Below are 17,808 nucleotides of genomic sequence, written 5' to 3'. Positions count from 1 at the left end.
TGAAAGGGAGATCACCATGGGAAGAACCTCACCGTGGGAGCGCGCCGCTATCGGCGCGAACCTGATGGGCGGGGACGGCCGGCCGCGCGCCACCATCTTCGAGGAACTCACCGAACTGGCTCAGCGGCACGGGGCGATCAACCTCGGACAGGGCTTTCCGGACAGTGACGGCCCGGCGGAACTCCTGGAGATCGCCCAGCGCGGCATCGCCTCCGGGCTGAACCAGTATGCGCCGGGGCGGGGATTACCGGTTCTGCGCGAAGCCATCGCCGCCCATCAGGACCGGTTCTACGGTCTGGACGTGGATCCGGACACCGAGGTGCTGGTGACCACGGGCGCCACCGAGGGCATAGCCGCCTGCATTCTGGGGCTGGTCGGGCCCGGTGACGTGGTGGTCACGCTCGAGCCCTTCTACGACTCCTACGGCGCGCTGCTCGGCATGGCGGGCGCAATCCACCGCACCATTCCGCTGCTGTGGCCGGACTTCCAGCCTCGTCCCGAGGACATCGCGGCCGCGATCGGCCCGGACACCCGGATGGTGTTCCTGAACACGCCGCACAATCCCACCGGCACCGTGCTGGGCGCGGATGCGCTCCGCCTCATCGTGGAGGCGGCCGAGCGGGTTGGTGCGGTCATCGTCAGCGACGAGGTTTACGAGCACTTGGCCTTCGGGGCAACACACGTCCCGGTCGCCTCGATCCCCGGTGCCCGTGGCCGGACGCTCACCATAGGATCCGCAGGAAAGACATTCTCGTTGACCGGGTGGAAGGTAGGCTGGATCACCGGTCCCCGCGAACTCGTGGCAGCGGTCCGAACGGTCAAGCAATTCCTCAGTTACAGCTCTGGCGGGCCCTTCCAAGCCGCCATAGCGCACGGGCTGGGCTACGAGCGTTCCTATTTCGACGGCGTAGCCGCGGAGCTGGGCGCGAAGAAGCGTTTGCTCGCCGATGCCTTGACCGAGGCGGGATACCGCGTAAACACGCCGGAAGCCGGATATTTCCTGATCGCGGACGCGTCGCCGCTGGGTGTCGGAGATGCGGTGCCTCTGGCTCGGGCGCTCCCGCAGCAATGCGGTGTCGCGGCCATCCCGGTCGGCGCGTTCGTACTGCCCGGGCACGTGGCGCCATACGGTAGCATGCTACGCTTCGCCTTCTGCAAGCGGCGCGAGGTCCTGTCCGCGGCCGCCTCCGCACTGAAGGACTGGGGGTCACGGCGTGAAGCGTAGTAACGCGAGCCGGAGCGTCAGGCTCTCGTCCGGGCTGACCGCCGAAATCGTCGTGGATCCGCTGCAGCCAGAGGCGCTGGTGTTGCTGGTCGGCAACGCCGAACAGTCTCACCTCTATCCCGGCGAACCCGGGCGGATCTTCTACGAGTATCTCCAACGCGTGGCCTGCCTCATCGACGCGGTGTTCCCCCCGTCGCGGCCGCTGGAGGTGCTGCACCTCGGGGCCGGGGCCCTCACGCTGCCGCGCTATGTCGCGGCCACGCGGCCTACCTCGCGCCAAGTGGTGGTAGAAATAGAGCGTGAGCTGATCGACTTCGTGCGCTCGGTTGCCCCGCTTCCGCCCGAGTCCGTGATTGATTGCGTCACCGCCGACGCACGCGGCTACGTGGAGGACCTCGAGCCCGGTGTTTGCTTCGACGTCGTCTTCCTGGATATCTTTTCCGGCCCCGACTCGCCCGCGCATCTCGCCGACCCGAGCTTTTACGACCTGCTCGCACGGAGGTGCACGACCGGCGGCATGGTGGTCGTCAATCTGGGGGACGACGCGGGCATGGCTTTCGCGCGCGGCCAGATACGGCACCTGCAGCTGGCTTTCGCCGACGTACTGGCCACTGGCGAAGAGCGCTTGTTCAGCGGCCGCTTCCCCGGAAACATCGTTGCGGCCGGCGGCACCGCCGCGTTCAGCGACGCAACGGCCGCCGCCGTGACGGCCGCAGGTCCGCACCCCGCCCGCACACTACGCGGCGCCGACCTCGACGGCTTCGGCAAACCATAGGACGGTCTCGCCGTAGCGTTTCTCGTCGATTCGTTCCAATCCGGCCGGCCAGCCGGGTTCCGGCGACCGGGAGGAGCGCTCGACGACGACCACGCCCCCCGCGGCGACGTGCGGCGCGAGCGAGTCCAGGCAACGGCGCAGCTCATCCTCCTCCAGCGGGTAGGGCGGGTCCAGGAACACCAGGTCCCAACTGCCCCCCAGGGTGCGCACGATCCCGGGCGCACGTCCCTTCACGACCGTCACCCGGGACTCGCCCAGAGCCTTGTTCACCTTGGCGGCGTTGGTCTTGGCCGCCTTCAGTGCGGCGGCGGAGACATCCACCAGTGTGACCCGGCGGGCTCCCCGGCTGGCCGCCTCCGCGCCCAGCGCCCCGCTGCCCGCATAGAGGTCCAGCACCCGGCAGCCGGCCATCGCATCCCAGTGCTCGAGTTTGGCGAAGAGCGATTCCTTCACACGGTCCGTGGTGGGCCGCGTGCCTTGGCCCGCGACCCCGGCCAGGACGATTCCGCCGGCCGCTCCGGCGATAATCCGGCTCATCGACCCACGCTTTCCGCCCGGCGCGTATAGTGCCCGTCAACTTCGCTCAAGGTAGTCCTTCCGTTCCTCATCGAGGCGTTCCAGTACGCCGGCCAGCGCCGGATGGCGCACCAGTCCGGGGTCGTCCCGAACCAGTTCCCGGGCCGCCCCTCGGGCCTTTTCAATCAACGGTCCATCCCGCACCACGCGCAACAGGCGGAGCGTGCTGCCGTGTCCGGCCTGGGAGGCGCCGAGGATGTCGCCCTCCTTGCGCTGCTCGACGTCGTATTCGGCCAAGCGCGTCCCGTCGGTCGTGCACGCGACGACGTCGAGGCGCTCGCGGCTGGCGTGCCCCGGCGGAAGCCGGGTGACCAGTAGGCACGTTCCGGCGTGCGCACCACGGCCGACCCGACCGCGGAGCTGGTGGAGCTGTGCGACGCCGAACCGGTCGGCATCCAGCACCACCATCAGCGTTGCGTTGGGGACGTTGACGCCCACCTCGACCACGGTGGTTGCGACAACGAGATCGACCGTCCCGGCTCCGAAGCCGAACATGACGGCTTCCTTGGATTCCGGGTCCATCCCGCCGTGCAGCGCCTCAATGCGCCGGCTCCGCAAGGCGGGATGCTCCCGTAATTGCTGCAGCACCGCGGTCACCGACGCCGTCGAATCGTCGGCGCGGGCCCCGTCCTCGTCGCCGATCCGCGGGCACACGACGAACACTTGCCGGCCGGCGTCGACCTCCTCGCGGCTACGCCGCCAGAGCCGGTCCTCCCAGTCGGGGTGTTCCGCCAGCGCGACCAGATGCGTTGCCAGCGGCTGTCGCCCTTGGGGAAGTTCGGTCAGCAGGGACGTTTCCAGATCACCGAAGACGGTCATCGCGAGCGTGCGCGGGATGGGCGTCGCCGTCATCACCAACACATGCGGCACGACCTCGGAACGGGTCCGCAAGGCGTCCCGCTGCTCCACGCCGAAACGGTGTTGTTCGTCCACCACGAGGAGGCCCAACTCCGCGAAGCGCACCGTGTCCGAGAGCAGCGCGTGCGTGCCAACGACGATGTCCGCGCCGCCGGATGCGATGTCCAACAGGACCTTCTTCTTGGCCTGCTGCCGCATCGAGCCGGTGAGTAGTGCGATGCCGCAGGCACGGTCCGCGGCTCCGAGCGTGCCTGCTTCGCCCAGTGCGCCGAGCAGATCACGGAGGGACCGCAGGTGTTGTTCCGCCAAGACCTCCGTCGGTGCGAGGAAAGCGACCTGCCCGCCGGCGTCGACCACCTGAAGCATGGCCCGAAGGGCAACGACCGTCTTGCCCGTGCCGACTTCCCCCTGGAGGAGGCGGTTCATCGGCTGTTCTCGTCCGAGCTCGGCAGAGATCTCCGCCCCGACCTCTTCTTGGCCGGCTGTCAGACTGAAGGGCAGCCTGGCGTCGAACGCTTCCAGTACGCCGTTGGCCGACGCCGGCCGGGCGCGCGAGGGTTGCGCCAGCCGTGCGGCCCGACGGACGGCCAGCGCCGTCTGCAGGAGGAACGCCTCCTGATAGCGGAATCGGTGCCGGGCGCGGTGGGCGGACGGCAGGTCAACGGGCTGGTGGATGTCCCGGTAGGCCGAATCCAGGGGCTCCAACTTTTCGGCCACGCGCACGGCGACGGGCAGCGGGTCCTCCATTTGCCGGAGGTCGGGAAGCTCCAGCAGCGCATCCACGGCCCTGCGGATGCGCCAGCTCGGGAGGCTTTTCGTCGCCGGATAGATGGGTATGGGTCGCAGGTCCACGGGATCGATGCTCCGCTCGGCCGGAAAGATCTCGAAGTCCGGATGGCTCAGGGTCTTCTCGTCCCGGTAGCTGGTCACCCGTCCGGCCAGCATGACGCGGCAGCCGGGAACCAAGTCCGCGGCCGCCTTCCGGGAATTGAAAAAGGAGACGGCCAACGTTCCCCCGCTTTCCTGCGAATCGTCCGTCACCACCACCTCCGTCAGGAAACCCTTCCGCCTTTGCATCTTGCGGGTGGATGCCCGTTCCACGCGCGCGACCAACGTCACGTGCTCTTCCGAGGGCAGTTCCGCGATTCGGGTGAGCTCGCCGCGTTCGACATACCTGCGGGGGAAGTGGTCCAGCAGCGCGCCGACGGTTTCGATCTGGAGCTCCCGTGCGATGCTGGCGGACGTCTTCGGTCCAAGCACCCGCAATAGTGGGGTGGAGGCACCGGAAGGGATTTCAGTGGGGGCCACGGGCTAGTCCTGAAGCGTGTGCGCTTCGCCGGAGAGGTCCGTCAGCGTAAGGTTCTCCGGGCGCCCGTAGTGGCGGATGGTCTCAAGGGCGAGATCCGCGTCCGGAACATGGACGTGGATGCGCCACCGGTGTAGTTCGTCGTCCTCGATGCGCACCGGGCTCATGATGACGGATTCGCCGAGTTCATCCAGTTGGGCGCGCAGTGTCGCGGCGTTGAACGGGGTCAACACCATGGAACACATCAGCTCCACCCCGGGGTCACCGGTTAGCCCCACATGGATGTGCGGGTCGTCGATCCGGTAGCCGTGCAGGGTGTCCAGGGACGCGTCCTCCAGTGGCTGGTTGCTGATGGCTGCGTACAGACTCGACAGGAGCAAAAGGAACCCCACGGCGCCGGCATCGACGACGCGCGCTTGCGTCAGCGCCCCCAGCTCGGACTCCGAGCGGAGCACCGCTTCCCGCGCGCCACTCATGGCAGCCGCGACGGCGGACGCCAGCGACGCGTTGGACTCGTCCACGGTGGCCGCGCTGGCGTCGCGAACGGCCCGGCTCGCGGATGACATGGCTGACAGCATGGTCCCCGCAACGGGGTCCGTCAGCGCGGACCAGCTGCGCAATTGGCCGCGGTCCAGCGCTTCGGACAGCAGTTCCGCGGTCAGCCTGCCCCGGTCCTGCAGCGGCTCGGCGAATCCGCTGAGAAAGACCGCGAACAGCGTCCCGGAATTCCCCCGCGCATCGTCCAACGCGGCGTTGGCGGCCTCCGCCAATACCGAGCCCCAGTCTTCCGCAGAGTTGCGGGCTGCCGTATCCGAGGCGACCTTCAGCGTGGCGTACAGGTTCGTCCCAGTGTCACCGTCCGGGACGGGGAAGACGTTGATGGCATTGAGCCGGTCACTGTGGTTGGCTATCGCCGTCTCGGCTGTCTTCAGCCAATTCCGCGCACACTGGACTCCGGTCGAGTATCGCTGTTGCACATCCGTCCCATCGATTGCCGGCTGCTACGCAACGCATCGGGCGGAACACCGGTGCGGAAAATCTCCCAATAGCCTATCCCATGGCGCCTTCGGTCCTCGGCATAACGGCGGGTCGTCCAGCCTCGGCGTAGGATCGTACTGTATCGGCAACAACCCCAGAAGGCGGTATTCCCTTGAAGTACGCAGAGATTCCGGGCGCCCGACATCTGCGGGGAAAAAGCGGCTGGACCACGGATGCGGAAACAGGGTTCACCCAGTCACCCCCCACGGATCCCAAAACGTCCGTCGAAACCGCGGGTGACACGGACAGGTGGACGCGAACCGGTACAGGGACCACCCGGCTCGTGTCGCTTGCCCCGGGCCCCGAGCGGCTGCGGCGCAAGCGGATGGTGGCGAGACTGGTGCTCACCGGTCTGGTCACCGCCATTCCATTACTGGTGGCAGCGCTGTTCTTCGTCAACCGCTAACCGCCGGCGGCGCCGTCTCAGTCGATGCCCAGCCAAGTCAGCAGGGTGAGGGCGGAATAAACGCCACGCACCTCCTGGCGTGTCCGAGCCTTGTATGCGCCTAGGTGCCGCAGGTACGCCAGATCCAGAACGCTGGCAAGTGGTTCCAGGTCCACAGTCGAGGCGGCAGTGCGCAGGGCGGACTGGGCACCCGGAAGGCAAGACAGCTGCCAGAAGTTGACGCCAAGCGAATTGGCACGCCCCACCAGATCCTGACGCGCGGCCGGAGTGAGTTCCGGTGCCTCTACGGCGAGCTCCGCGAGCCGGGTCGGCAGGCCGTCGACAGGGCCATGCGGTGGCCGGTAGGCGGAGACCTTGCCGATGCGCGAAGGGTCGGGGAACTGCCGGGGCGCAGGTGACCTGCGCTGTCGCAAATAGGCGGTGCTGAAACGGTTTTTGTCGAAGGGATACCCCGCGAGTCCCCCTTCGAAACCCCGCATGAGGTCCATGCCCAGGACGTTGGCCGACCGCGATTCCAAGGGCAACGACCTTGCCGCAGCAAACCCCGCCACCGAATACAGGGGATCGAAGCGCGCGCCGATCCGGCTCCACAGAACAGCGTTTTGCCCGATGTGGTACCTGTTGCGCACCTGCGAATACATCGCATCCCCGATGAAATCCTCGGGATAGCCCTCGGCGCCAAGCGTGTTCCATTCGTCTTGCAGCCGGCTCCCCACCCCCATGTAGGCGGCCTGGTTCAGCAGACCGTCGGCCGTCGGCTGCTGTCCGGTCAACTTGGACAACAGCAACAGCGGCTCCGTGGAGATGCGTGGTGCGTCTGGCCATCTGACCGAGTACCAACTCCGGAGCACTTCCCCGTACCCGCCGCCGAGTGCGACGACTCGCTGCGGTAGTTCCCCGCCCACGGGGCCGCTGGAGGTCAGTCCCCCGGAGTAGTACATGGGAGCCGTCAGTTGTTCGTGAATGGCGGTGAGAGGCGTCGGAGACAGGCCCGCGCCGCTGGTGCGTCGCAGACCGAATGCGCCCGTCAATCCGTCGGCCACGGCACGGTCGTGGGTTCCCTCCGGTCCGGAACAGAAAAAGCTGAAAGCGTGCCGGGTACCCGTCTCCAGGATCGCACCGAGCACAAGTCTGGAGTCGAATCCACCGGTCAGGTGGGCCACGCGGTGCTCGGCGGACAGCCCGGCCAGTGCAGCGACGGATTCCGTGATGTCCTTCCGCACGGCTGCCAAGGCGTCCCCGTAGGACAGGTCCGAATCGCGGGCATTCGCGCCCGCCGCGTACTCCCGCGCCTCGGCGCCCTTGGCGCCCACGGTCCAATAGCCAAAGAGGCCCAGCCGCTCGACGCCATCGTAGCTGGAGGGCGTCAGGCCGCCGTTGCCGAGCACCATGCGCTCCAGTTGGAAATCGACGGACTTCCCCGGTGCCACTCCGAGGGTCCTGGCCACGGAAACGAGGGAGACGATGTCGCTGGAGACCAAATCGTACGGAGGAGCATCCAGACGCCAAGCTAGAGAGCCACCCAGCGGATCCGGCAGCAACAGCACTCTGCCCACTTCGCGGTCGGCCACCAGCAAGCAACAGGGGTTCTTCGCTGTGGCCCCCCAGCGGTCGGCGAGCGAGGTCAACGTCGTCGCCGGACCGGGAAGTGTCGCCGCGGCGTCCGAGGCCGTGGTGATCGCCTTGTCACCGACGATACCGACGCCGTCGAGCGCGTATCCGCGCCCCTCCCGCCACACGAACGAGTCCGCGCCGAAGAGGTGCAAACGGTCCGCGACCTTTTCCGCTCCGGAGCCGCTGGGCACAGGCCCGGCCACCGCCACGGGCGCACGGAGCCTCACCGGAGGGCCCCTCGGGCGTCCGCCTGGCCGCTGCCGGTAATGACGGCCTCGAGCCGATCCAAGACGATGTCCTCATGGAAGTTTCGCCGGACGAATTCGCGGGCAGCCGCAGTCTCCGACCGCCACGTGTCCTCGTCCGCGCACGCTCGCAGCAGGGTCCCTGCCATGGAACGGACGTCGAGGTGCAGCCAGTGGCTGGGGTAGATTGCCTCGGATCCCGGCCATGCGAGGCTGACGGGAAGCGCACCGGCGGCCGCGCCGTCGGCGAGGGTCAGGTGGAAGGATTCGAAGTCGCTGACCGAGAGCACCACTCCAATCTTCTCGTACCACTGCTCCATGTCGTTGCCGTGGCCATCGAAATGCACTGCACCACGCAATAGCGGTTCCTCCGCAATCCTGCGGTGCAGCTCGTCGTAGTACGCCATTTCCTCCGGACGCTTGAGCATCCAAGGGTAGTCCTCTGGCGTCTTGCCCTTGACGAACAGCTGGTAGCGATCATCACCGGCACGCATCGACGCCAGGACGTCCAAGGCGCGGTCTAAGTGCTTCTGGGCAGGTACGATCCCCACTATCCCGAGGTTGAAACGGGTCTCCGGCGCTTTGGAAATCCCGAAGTACCGCGCGTCGACGCCATTGGGCACAACTTCCGTGCGTGAACGGTCGTATCCGAACCGCCGTCCCGCCATGGATCTCACCAACTCCCCCACGAAGACGGTTTCGTCAATGCGCTGCAGCTGAGTCCGGGACGGGTAGGGGGTGAACAGTTCCTGGGAGTGGAACCGAACTGTCAACCGCTGGCCGGGACGCTTGTTCTGCGCGTACCACGCGGCGTTGCCGAGCGACCATTCGCAGAAGATTGCGTCCGCGGCGTCCAAGAGCCGCTGGCTTTGTTCCGGATCGTGCGCCGAGTGGCCTTCCCACGGATCAACGAGCACCGTGTGTCCGGACTCCTTGAGCCGCCGCATGATGCCTCCGGCGAACTTGAGATCGTGGCCGGCCACGAGAATGGTTTGCGGTGCCGATGAACCCACGGGGGTTCCCTCCGCCGCGCGGCTCGTCTCCGTCGGACGCCGCAGTTGTCGCCGCACGGCACAGACCTCCCGCCCGGCGACCGGGCGCTGGCCGAACCATGGCATCCGTGCGTTGGCTGGCCGCATTTCCAGCAGCGTGTGCCCGTGTTGGTCGAGGTCGTCGTCCTGCACCTCCGTTGTCGTCCCGGCTATTTGGTGGGAGCGTGCCAGGTCCTCCCCCAGCGACGCGTCTCCGAGCGCATCGCCGAACCACGCACGGATTCCGCCCTCCGATGCAATTGCCCCGGACGCATGACCAACAGAGATTCCGGCCACCTGCAGCATCGACTGCGAAGCGGGCACCGCCTCCGTCGCGTGCTCCACCGCAGCAGGCCTGTGCGTCTGCGCGAGGATTTGCCGCGCGGCGGCAACGCTCAAGTCGTCGATTTCCAACGTATATGCGGGCAGCAGCGGCGCATCGACCCGAAGTCCAGCGGTGCGCAACATCAGCGTGAGCCGGTGCGCCGCCAAGTGCGCCCGGTACGCGATCCGGTGCAACTGCCACGCATCGGCATTGCGCGCGGCTTCGTTCGTCATCCAGTATTCGGCTAGCACGGAGGCCTCGTCCCCGGTTGTAACCACTGGAATCTGGGCGCCGAAGAATGTGGTGACTCCCCTGCCTGCCCCGCTGATCACCGGGGTTCCGGAAGCCGCCAGCTCCATCACCCTCCGGGAGAACATGGTCGGCGAAGCGTCCACGGAGTTGACGTTGATGTGCAACGGATGGGACGTGTAGGCCTTCACCATCTCCGCATATTCGAGTCCGCCCCGCACGTAGCTGCCCAGTTGTTCGGGGAATTGGTATGGGCTGCCGGGGTGGTTCACCTGCCGGTCGTAGATGGTCAGGCCATAGGGGCTGACGGAGTTCAGGATCGAGGCGAGTTCCCTGCTGCGTTTGGCATACCGGTCTCCGTAGTAGGAACCACCATAGGCGATCGTGTGCTGTGGGCGACGATCCGTCCGCAGTGGATTATGCAGCGCCGGCTGCGCGAAGAAAGGCAAGGAGGCAACGGTCTTGGTTCGTGCGCCGGCGTGATTCACATAGCGCGCGATGCAATCAGCGTCCGTGGTGAACACATGGTCGAAGTGGGCCGCCGTGGGCAGGAAGCGATCAATGTGCACCGGATCTTCCTTGTTCCAGAAGATCGTTGGGATGCCGCGTTCCCGGCACGCATCCAGCAACAGGCGCAACTCGGCGAATTCGTCGTCGTTGTAGTAGCCCACGCCTCGGTGCCACGCACCCCCATTGCCCGACCACGCCGATTCCACGATCAATGCATCGAGGTTGGCATCCGGGAGCTGGTCCTGCCACTGCCCCGGCGCTTCGATGGGCACGAGATGGCATTCGGGCATGAGGGACTGGGTCGTGAATTCGTCGGCGATGATGCCCACGGACAATCCTGCTAGCAATCGGCCCTTCGCAGAGTGGGCGCCGATGGTGATGGCCACATGCTCCTCCTGCACCGCGCGGGCGATCGCGGGCCAAGAGCGGTGGGCGGCAACCCATGCGCGGGCCGTCCGTCCCAAATCGGCCCGACGCTCCCCATCACGTGCCAGCGCGATCATGGCGTCTGCCAGAGCCGTCGCCGAACCGGCTTCGAAAAGTAGCCCGCGTTCCTGCCGCTCGCCCACCACGTGCCGTAACGGAGCCACGTCGGCGGCGACGACGACTCGGCCCGCGGCCATAGACTCCAATGGCTTGAGCGGCGAGACCATTTCGGTCACCAGGTTGCTGATCCGCGGGCAGGGTACGATGTCGAACAAGCTGAGGTAACGCGGGATCATGGAGGAAGCGACGCGGCCGGTGAAGGTGACGCATTCGTCGAGCCCGAGTTCAGATGCTTGCCGACGGATGTCGTTCAACACGGGGCCGTCGCCCACAATAACCAGCCGGGCGTCGGGGACGGCCTCCACCAGCCGCCCGTGAGCGGCAACAAGTGTCTCCAGCCCCTCATAGGCCAGCACGCTGCCGGCATAGCCAACCACCAACTGCCCCGGGCGCAAGTTCAGCGATCTGGACAACTCCTTATCGGGGGCGACCGGGACAAACTGCGCGATGTCTGCGGCGTTGGGAACGATGCGTATGTTGTCGGCGGAGACGCCGCGACGGACCAGCTCCGCTTGGACTTCCTCCGTGATCGCCAGAACGGAGTCTGCGGACGCCGCCACCATGGTCTCCATATCCCGGGCCAGTTCAAAACGTTCGCTTGACAACCACTCGGGCCCTTTCCCGGCGGCTTCCGTGATCTCCCACAGGCCACGGACTTCGTAGACGAAGGGCAGACCCAGACGCCGGGCCGCCCGCAGCGCCGGCAACGCTGTCACGTGGTTCGATGCGCTGTGGATGACGGACGGACGGTTGATGAGGGCTTCCCGTACGTAGACGTCCGTGGCTTCTTCGATGAACAGATCCAATGCCCCACGGGACCAGTTGGGTCCCGGGTTGAAGACGTGCCGTACGCCGTCGATGTCCCGCTCAAACCGCTGGGCCCCGGGCGCCTTGGCGCTCGTTTTGGCGTCCCAAGGATAGCCGGGCCGGGCCGCTACGAAAACGTCACTGCCAGTTTCGGCGAGTGCCTGAACCAGACCGGCCGTGCGTGTGGAATAGCCATTGCTGTTGTACCGGCCTGTGCTGTGCGCACAGTACATCACACGTCCGCGCACGGGCAGGAAGGCCGGCGTGGACTGTGCCGGGGCCAGATCAGGCTTCCGACTGAATAATCCGTCCAAACTTTCAAGTTGTTCGACGAAGCTGCGATCGCGCGGGGACAATTTGGCCAGTTCTCCCTCAAACGCGCAAGCGAGTGCTTGGCGCATGTCCGATGCGGGGCCCTGAATCTCCCCGTCGACGAAATGGCTGGCTTTTGCCTTTAGGAGCGCATCGGCAAGTGTTGGCGCTTGCTCTGCCGGAAGCGGATCGCCAGACGCGACCTGCGGACGCGCGGCGGACTCCGTATCCGGTGTGCTGGGTGAATGGTCGGAACTGGTGACGCGTTTCGCCGGCACGTCCGTGTCGCGAATTTTCGCCAGCAACCTGCGGGCAGTTTTCTGGGGCTGCAATAAGGCGGTAGCGGCCGACAAATGAGGAATGGACCGAAGCTCCTCGTAGGCCGACTTGTATTTGTCCACCCGGGCCGTTTGCCGATCCAGCAGTACCTGAAGACGGTCCCGGCGCTTGGTGACCTTGGCTAGTTGGTCTCTTGCGGTGCGGGTCGCGGCTCGGTGCTGGGCTACCTCATTTTCCAAGGCGCGTATCTTGGATCGATATTCCGCTTCTGTGCGGCGCAAGCGCAGGTAGTCGTCCGCTAAACCGTCGACGTCCTGCAACGAGCGGTGCAAGACGGCCCGGTTCAACGGGCTTTGGTCGGAATACCCTTCAATCGGCGGCAAGGGGATGGCCTTCTTTATCGTGGAAATTGTGTGCTTTCCTATCATGCGCGGCGTCTTCCCGCTTCCTGGATGATGAATTGTGGACTTTTCACCTGGCGTCGAAATCTGCGCACCAGCTGTCCGGCGAGAGCCCTGTCACCGTCTTTGACTGCGTCCGCGTGCTGACGGTGCCGCCGTGCCACGACTTCGGACGCGTCGTCCATGAGGATCTTGCCCTCGTGCAACCAGACTGTTCTTCGGCACGTCTTGGCCAGCAGGCGTGCGTTCTGACTGACCACTAGAACTGCACCCCCATGGGCCTTGTACGTGCGCAGGCGTCGCTGCCCCTCCTGCTCCGTCAGTGCCTGTCCTCGGACTTCGGGTTCATCGATGACGAGCAGCGGCGATCCGCTCGCAATCGCCAGGCACAGCCTGACGTGTTCCACCAGCAGCGCGTCGCAGTCCCTGACCAGCTTGGAAAGCTCGTCTGCCGCTCCGGCTTCGTCGGCCACGAGCGACACCAAAGCACGCAAGGCACCGCCATTGACGTTGTGGGACATGCCAACACGTTCCATGTTGTACCGCAAACTATCGTCCAGCAAGAAAGCGGTGCCGCTGGTGATACCGGCTGGTTCTGCCGCCACGTAGACAGATCCCTCATCGGAAGCAACGGTTCCACAAGCGAGCTCGGCCACCAGCCCGGCCCCGTCGGACCGCGTACCTAGAACACCGATGGCCTCATTCCCGTGAAGCAAAAATGAGAAGTCTTTGATTCTCACGTCCGTGGCGGTGCGCCGTTTACTCTTGCGTTCGAGGCTCACGTTGTGGAAAAAAAGCTTCGGACGGACAGCACTAATGTGTCCCATCGCCATACCTCCCGCCGCGCCGCCAAACCAACGCAATCCCGACCACCAGCGAGCTCGCTGCCCAAAGTAGGATGATGAGCCATCCCTCCGAGTCAGGCGCGGTGTTATAGAGCAGCACCGACCGGGCGTGCTCAAGGATCCAATACATGGGATTCCAGTGGATCGCCGCCGCCACTGCCGGGCCCAGGTCGGCGAAGCGATCTGCGGCGAACATGACCCCGGACCCATACATCCATGCCCGGACGGCAATACTCAACAAGTTCTGCAGGTCGGGCAACAAGGCGACGAAGTGAGCCGCAATAAGCGAAAGTCCCAGTGCCAACGCCATCTGAGCCAGAATAATAGGCAGCAGCAACACTGCAATCAGGGAGAAGCTCTCCACTGGAGGCGCGACAATGATGATCAAGAGCAACACCAAGTAGCTGGGCATGCCGCTCATCCATGTGCGGATGTTGACCGTGATCGGAGCGGTCGCCGCCGGCAGCGGTGCACCCGCCGTGGAAGCCTTCAGCTTGAGCAGCGACTGCGAGGACCCGGTGATGCACTTGGTCGTCATTTGGAAGAGAAAGACTCCAATCATCAAGAAGCCGATGAAGTTATCGATGCCCCGGCTGGTTTGCAGGATAATCCCGAAGACGAGGTAGTACATCGCACCGTCGAGAATGGGGTTGATAATCAACCAGAGGCTGCCAAGCCGCTGGTTGCGGGACGAGCCTTGGACGTGGGCCTTGGCTTCGTGCACCATGTAACTTCGAACATCCCAGATCCGCACCAGGTAGTCGGAGATCGAGTCGCGGGCACCTTGGCGTTGCATTTCCGACACATCGACAAAGACCATCGCCGGCGTCTCGTCCGACGGCGCACCTGGTTGTTGGGAAGCTGGGGTGGTCATCGTGACGGGGCCTTTCCGCGACGTAGCACTCCATAGTGCTCGATGCACTGTTCGGCGTTCCGCTGCCATGTTCTGGACTTCAGCACCATGGCCCTTCCGGCGAACCCCATGTTCGCACGGAGTTCCCCGTCATCCAGTAGCTGGCCAATCGCCGCGGCGAGAGCGGCGGGGTCCCCGGGAGGTACGCAAAGTCCGTTGATGCCCGGCACCACCATTTCCCTGAGGGCGGGAAGGTCCGACGCCACCACTGGACGGCATGAAGCCATTGCTTCCACGGGCTTCAGAGGCGTCACCGAGCGGGTGACCGCAAAGTCCTTGCGGGGGACGACGAATACGTCCAGCGCGCGGTGGTATCTGGGCGCTTCGGAGGCATCTACGCGGCCGGGAAAGATGTCGTCCGGATCCAAACCCAGTGCAGAAGCCTGCAACCGCAGAGCGGGTAAGGCCGCACCGTCACCGATCACCATGAGGCGGACGTCGTTGCGTTCCCGGCGCAAAATGGCAAAGGCGGAGACCAGATCGTCGATGCCTTCGTAGGCGACCAGGCTGGAGACGGTCCCAATGTGAAGGAGGTTGGGGTCCAGCCCCAGTTCCACGCGTGCCACCCGAGACGGAGACGGAGTGTCGAGAAATTCCTCCCCTACGGCGTTGGGAGACAAGAGGACGCGCCCGGGATCGATGCCGAAATCTATGATCCGATTGCGCATTGTGTGACCGAGTGTCAGCACGAGATCGGCAGCCGACATAACTTCCGTCTCGCGTTTGTTGAACTGGCGGTAGCGTTCCGTTCCGGCAGCGGCGGGGCTGCGTTTCGAAACCCAAGTGTCCGAAAGCTGGCCACGCACTTCGTAGATCCATGGCAGACCGGTGGCTTCGGCAACTGCGCGAACCACCAAGCCGTTGACGAAGTGTGTGGTCGTGTGCAGCACCGAGGGTCGCACTTCGAGTACCAACCGCAACAAGTGTTCGGTTTCCTCTTGCAATCTGTCCCGAAGGTTGTTGATTCCGTGGTTTGGGTACAAGCGGTGGTAACGAACGCCGTCCAGGGTCTGGAGCCTGTCCGGACGGATGATACCGAGAGTCTCGGGATAGCCCAGTCGGGTCACCGCATGGACTTCCCAGCCAACTTCACACTGAGCCCTAAGGAGTGAATGCGAGCGTTGCGTGTAACCGGTTCGCGTGTGGGGCAACGAATTGGTGAGGAGGTGAAGCACAACATTGTCCCTGGGAACGTAGCGGTCAACCCGATCCACGGTAGGCCGCCAGTCCCCGTATACGGCCTGCTCCGCAACGAAGCGCTCCCGGATCCGGAGTGTCCGCGGGTTGTTCGCATCCAAACGCTGAATGGCTTCGGTGGACTGTCCGTTGTACCAGTGCAATTTGGCCCAGGTAATGTCCACGCCTTGGGCACCCGTCTCCATGCGGGAAGCAAAGGTGGCGGCGAATTGGGGATGGTCCCCGGCGAGAGCGATGTCGGCCAACTGCTTGGCACGCTTTCCCCGCGGCCCCTTGGCCAAGGCGAGGGTTAGCCGGTGTTCGAGGATCTCCACGTTGCCCACGAGTAGGGCTGTCATCGCCGCGATTGGTGTACCCGGAGCGATAGCCATCAAAGCGTCGATGCCATGTAGCCACTTCTCCCAACGCGGCGTCGCCTTCCTGACCCACAACCGCGACGTGAACGCCACGGCGTCCTCCCGCCAGTGACGCCTCAACGTATGCCGCAGGGCCAGCAACCGCCTCATGGATGAGCCGTCCCGTTCAAGCCGCTTCGGCCTACCGCCAGGGGGGTCCGGTACCTGTCTTTCCTGTCGTCAGCATCCCGTGGCAGCCCGCATCTCCTATCGCCCAGCGCGATGACGACGACGGGCAGCCTCCAGCGGCCAGCGGCAACCGCCACGACTCGGAGGACTGTGGCACGGTTTCTCGACATGCGGTTAGGTTTCCAACCGGTTGTCGGTGACGTAGGCGGTGAGACGGTCCTCGGAAAGCGCGGCAGCGATTTCAGAGACGGCCTCCGGATCGTGGACCACGATCGATTGTCCGTCAGTCGAACGTCCGGTGCCGAGGTTCGGGAGCGTAAAAGTGTGTACGTCCGTGGACCGGGCTTTCCGCAAGCTGACCGCAAGTTGGCCGGCGGCAAGGCCCGTCAAATCGTCATCGACGGAAACGAAGGGCGCGAAGTCGTCAACGATCGCTGAAATCTTGCCCGGATCCGTCAGCGTTTCCGCAGTCAGGAACCTGGACATGACGCCTTTCAAAAACAGCTGCTGGTTGGCGACCCTTGTGTAGTCGCCATCCGAGAACCGTTTGCGTTCACGCACGAACTTCAAGGCCGACTCCCCCTCGAGAGTGATCTTACCGGCTGCGAAAGTCTCGCCCTCGACGCCGGAGGACCTGAACTCCCGCGGGTTGTTCACCTCGACGCCGCCGAGCGCTGTGGTCAACGCACGAAAACCTTCGAAGTCGATAATGGCCACGTGGTCGATCCGTGTATCAACCAAACCCTCGAGCGTCTGCACCAGCAAAGGAATGCCACCGAGGGCGAGTGCGGCATTGATCTTGTGCTCGCCATGCCCGGGAATGGCTACCCATGTGTCGCGCATAACCGACATGACGTTGATGCTTTGGCGGTCGCCCGGGATGTTCACGAGCATCAGCGTGTCCGAGCGTCCGCCATTGGGAACCGATGGCAGGTCCTCCGTCTCACCACTGCCGCCGCGGGCGTCGCTTCCGATCACCAGGAAGTTGCGGGCATCCGACGCTTCCGCTGCGCGCTCCGGCCGGACGTCATCGTCGGGAAAAGCAGATTCGATGGCTTGGGACTTGGAATCGAAACTTCCGGCAAGACTTGCTAGATAACCGAAGGCGACGACGGCAGCGAGGACCACGACGAGACCCAGGGAAACCATGGTGATGAGGACCGGTCGCCGTCGTTTCGTGCGGCGACCACCGCCGGTTCCGCCAAATCCGTCATTCGTCACGGTCACTTATCCCCCTGAGTCAGTCACAATGCTCATACGAGTATCTCATTGCCTTCCAAGGATTGATAAACAAGGCCACTCATGCTCCGCCCCTTCACTAGAATGAACTGGTGAACCGCCATCCATCCCACGCCCGAAAAGCCATGACCTCCTTGGGCCTCGCCGTCTCGGTCTTCGGCCTTTCGTCGTGCGCACCTCCCGTAGATGTCGAGGCGGCGGACGCCGCTTCCCACCCGGTCTGTGCGGAGATGATGGTTGCCCTGCCCGACGAGCTGGCCGGCGCCGGACTTCGCGCCACCAATAGCCAGGCGACCGCCGTATGGGGCGAGCCGGCCCAGATCATCCTCAGATGCGGGGTAACGCCCCCCAGCCCGACAACGGACCCCTGCATCAGTGTCAACGGCATCGACTGGCTGGCCCGTGAAGGCGAGCCGGCATGGACGCTGACCACCTATGGAAGGGAACCCGCCACCGAGATCCTCTTCGATCCGGACGTGGTGGCCTCCAGCACGGTGCTGGCGGAAATCTCCGCGGCCGCCGGCCGCATCCCGGCCGACGGCGCGTGCACCACGCTCGACCAGAGCGTCGACCTTCCTTGACGGCCC

At 65.0% G+C, this 17,808-nt stretch carries 13 protein-coding genes; 4 read left to right on the top strand and 9 right to left on the bottom strand.

Annotated features, from left to right (window positions below):
* Positions 1 to 16: 16 nt before the first annotated feature.
* Together ACHAAJ_RS04790 and ACHAAJ_RS04785 are read left to right on the top strand one after the other, a co-directional pair.
* Entirely contained in the window at positions 17 to 1,225 is a 1,209-nt protein-coding gene (locus ACHAAJ_RS04790) for an aminotransferase class I/II-fold pyridoxal phosphate-dependent enzyme (protein WP_435726775.1), read from the top strand.
* Entirely contained in the window at positions 1,215 to 2,000 is a 786-nt protein-coding gene (locus ACHAAJ_RS04785; protein WP_435726774.1) for a spermidine synthase, read from the top strand. The genes ACHAAJ_RS04790 and ACHAAJ_RS04785 overlap by 11 nt, the downstream gene beginning before the upstream one ends.
* Here ACHAAJ_RS04785 and rsmD read toward each other — a convergent pair.
* Genes rsmD through ACHAAJ_RS04770 form a run of 3 tightly spaced genes read right to left on the bottom strand, consistent with a single transcriptional unit; the run spans position 1,962 to position 5,717 of the window.
* On the bottom strand, positions 1,962 to 2,537 hold the full coding sequence (rsmD, locus tag ACHAAJ_RS04780) for a 16S rRNA (guanine(966)-N(2))-methyltransferase RsmD (RefSeq protein WP_435726773.1): 576 nt from the start codon (positions 2,535 to 2,537) through the stop codon (positions 1,962 to 1,964). The genes ACHAAJ_RS04785 and rsmD overlap by 39 nt on opposite strands.
* Positions 2,538 to 2,573: 36 nt before the next feature.
* Positions 2,574 to 4,742 carry an ATP-dependent DNA helicase RecG gene (locus ACHAAJ_RS04775; RefSeq protein ID WP_435726772.1) on the bottom strand — a complete coding sequence of 723 codons (2,169 nt, stop codon included), beginning with the start codon at positions 4,740 to 4,742 and terminating at the stop codon, positions 2,574 to 2,576.
* 3 nt (positions 4,743 to 4,745) lie between these two features.
* The gene (locus tag ACHAAJ_RS04770; RefSeq protein WP_435726771.1) at positions 4,746 to 5,717 is read right to left on the bottom strand and encodes a DAK2 domain-containing protein; all 972 of its coding nucleotides are present in this window, start codon (positions 5,715 to 5,717) and stop codon (positions 4,746 to 4,748) included.
* Between the two features lie 344 nt (positions 5,718 to 6,061).
* On the opposite strand from ACHAAJ_RS04770, the gene ACHAAJ_RS04765 reads away from it, so the two are divergent.
* Positions 6,062 to 6,184 (top strand): hypothetical protein, encoded by a 123-nt coding sequence (locus tag ACHAAJ_RS04765; protein ID WP_435726770.1) that lies wholly within the window; start codon positions 6,062 to 6,064, stop codon positions 6,182 to 6,184.
* A 17-nt stretch (positions 6,185 to 6,201) separates the two neighbouring features.
* On the opposite strand, the gene ACHAAJ_RS04760 is transcribed toward ACHAAJ_RS04765, so the two are convergent.
* The 6 genes from ACHAAJ_RS04760 to ACHAAJ_RS04735 form a co-directional block, all read right to left on the bottom strand.
* Positions 6,202 to 8,025 carry a hypothetical protein gene (locus tag ACHAAJ_RS04760; protein ID WP_435726769.1) on the bottom strand — a complete coding sequence of 608 codons (1,824 nt, stop codon included), beginning with the start codon at positions 8,023 to 8,025 and terminating at the stop codon, positions 6,202 to 6,204.
* Positions 8,022 to 12,530, bottom strand: coding sequence for a glycosyltransferase (locus tag ACHAAJ_RS04755; RefSeq protein WP_435726768.1), 4,509 nt, complete (start codon positions 12,528 to 12,530; stop codon positions 8,022 to 8,024). Before ACHAAJ_RS04755 ends, ACHAAJ_RS04760 begins: the two co-directional genes overlap by 4 nt.
* On the bottom strand, positions 12,527 to 13,330 hold the full coding sequence (locus tag ACHAAJ_RS04750) for a P-loop NTPase family protein (RefSeq protein ID WP_435726767.1): 804 nt from the start codon (positions 13,328 to 13,330) through the stop codon (positions 12,527 to 12,529). Before ACHAAJ_RS04750 ends, ACHAAJ_RS04755 begins: the two co-directional genes overlap by 4 nt.
* The gene (locus ACHAAJ_RS04745) at positions 13,317 to 14,222 is read right to left on the bottom strand and encodes an ABC transporter permease (protein WP_435726766.1); all 906 of its coding nucleotides are present in this window, start codon (positions 14,220 to 14,222) and stop codon (positions 13,317 to 13,319) included. Before ACHAAJ_RS04745 ends, ACHAAJ_RS04750 begins: the two co-directional genes overlap by 14 nt.
* Positions 14,219 to 15,907, bottom strand: a complete 1,689-nt coding sequence (locus ACHAAJ_RS04740; RefSeq protein ID WP_435726765.1) for a glycosyltransferase family 4 protein — start codon at positions 15,905 to 15,907, stop codon at positions 14,219 to 14,221. Before ACHAAJ_RS04740 ends, ACHAAJ_RS04745 begins: the two co-directional genes overlap by 4 nt.
* Before the next feature lie 249 nt (positions 15,908 to 16,156).
* On the bottom strand, positions 16,157 to 17,209 hold the full coding sequence (locus ACHAAJ_RS04735; protein WP_435726764.1) for an LCP family protein: 1,053 nt from the start codon (positions 17,207 to 17,209) through the stop codon (positions 16,157 to 16,159).
* A 137-nt stretch (positions 17,210 to 17,346) separates the two neighbouring features.
* Between ACHAAJ_RS04735 and ACHAAJ_RS04730 the strand changes: the two genes are divergently transcribed.
* Positions 17,347 to 17,802 carry a DUF3515 family protein gene (locus ACHAAJ_RS04730; protein WP_435726957.1) on the top strand — a complete coding sequence of 152 codons (456 nt, stop codon included), beginning with the start codon at positions 17,347 to 17,349 and terminating at the stop codon, positions 17,800 to 17,802.
* Positions 17,803 to 17,808 lie beyond the last annotated feature (6 nt).

This window comes from Arthrobacter arnarulunnguaqae (assembly GCF_051262515.1).
Taxonomy (GTDB): domain Bacteria; phylum Actinomycetota; class Actinomycetes; order Actinomycetales; family Micrococcaceae; genus Arthrobacter_N.
This window is presented reverse-complemented; position numbering and strand designations above follow the sequence as displayed.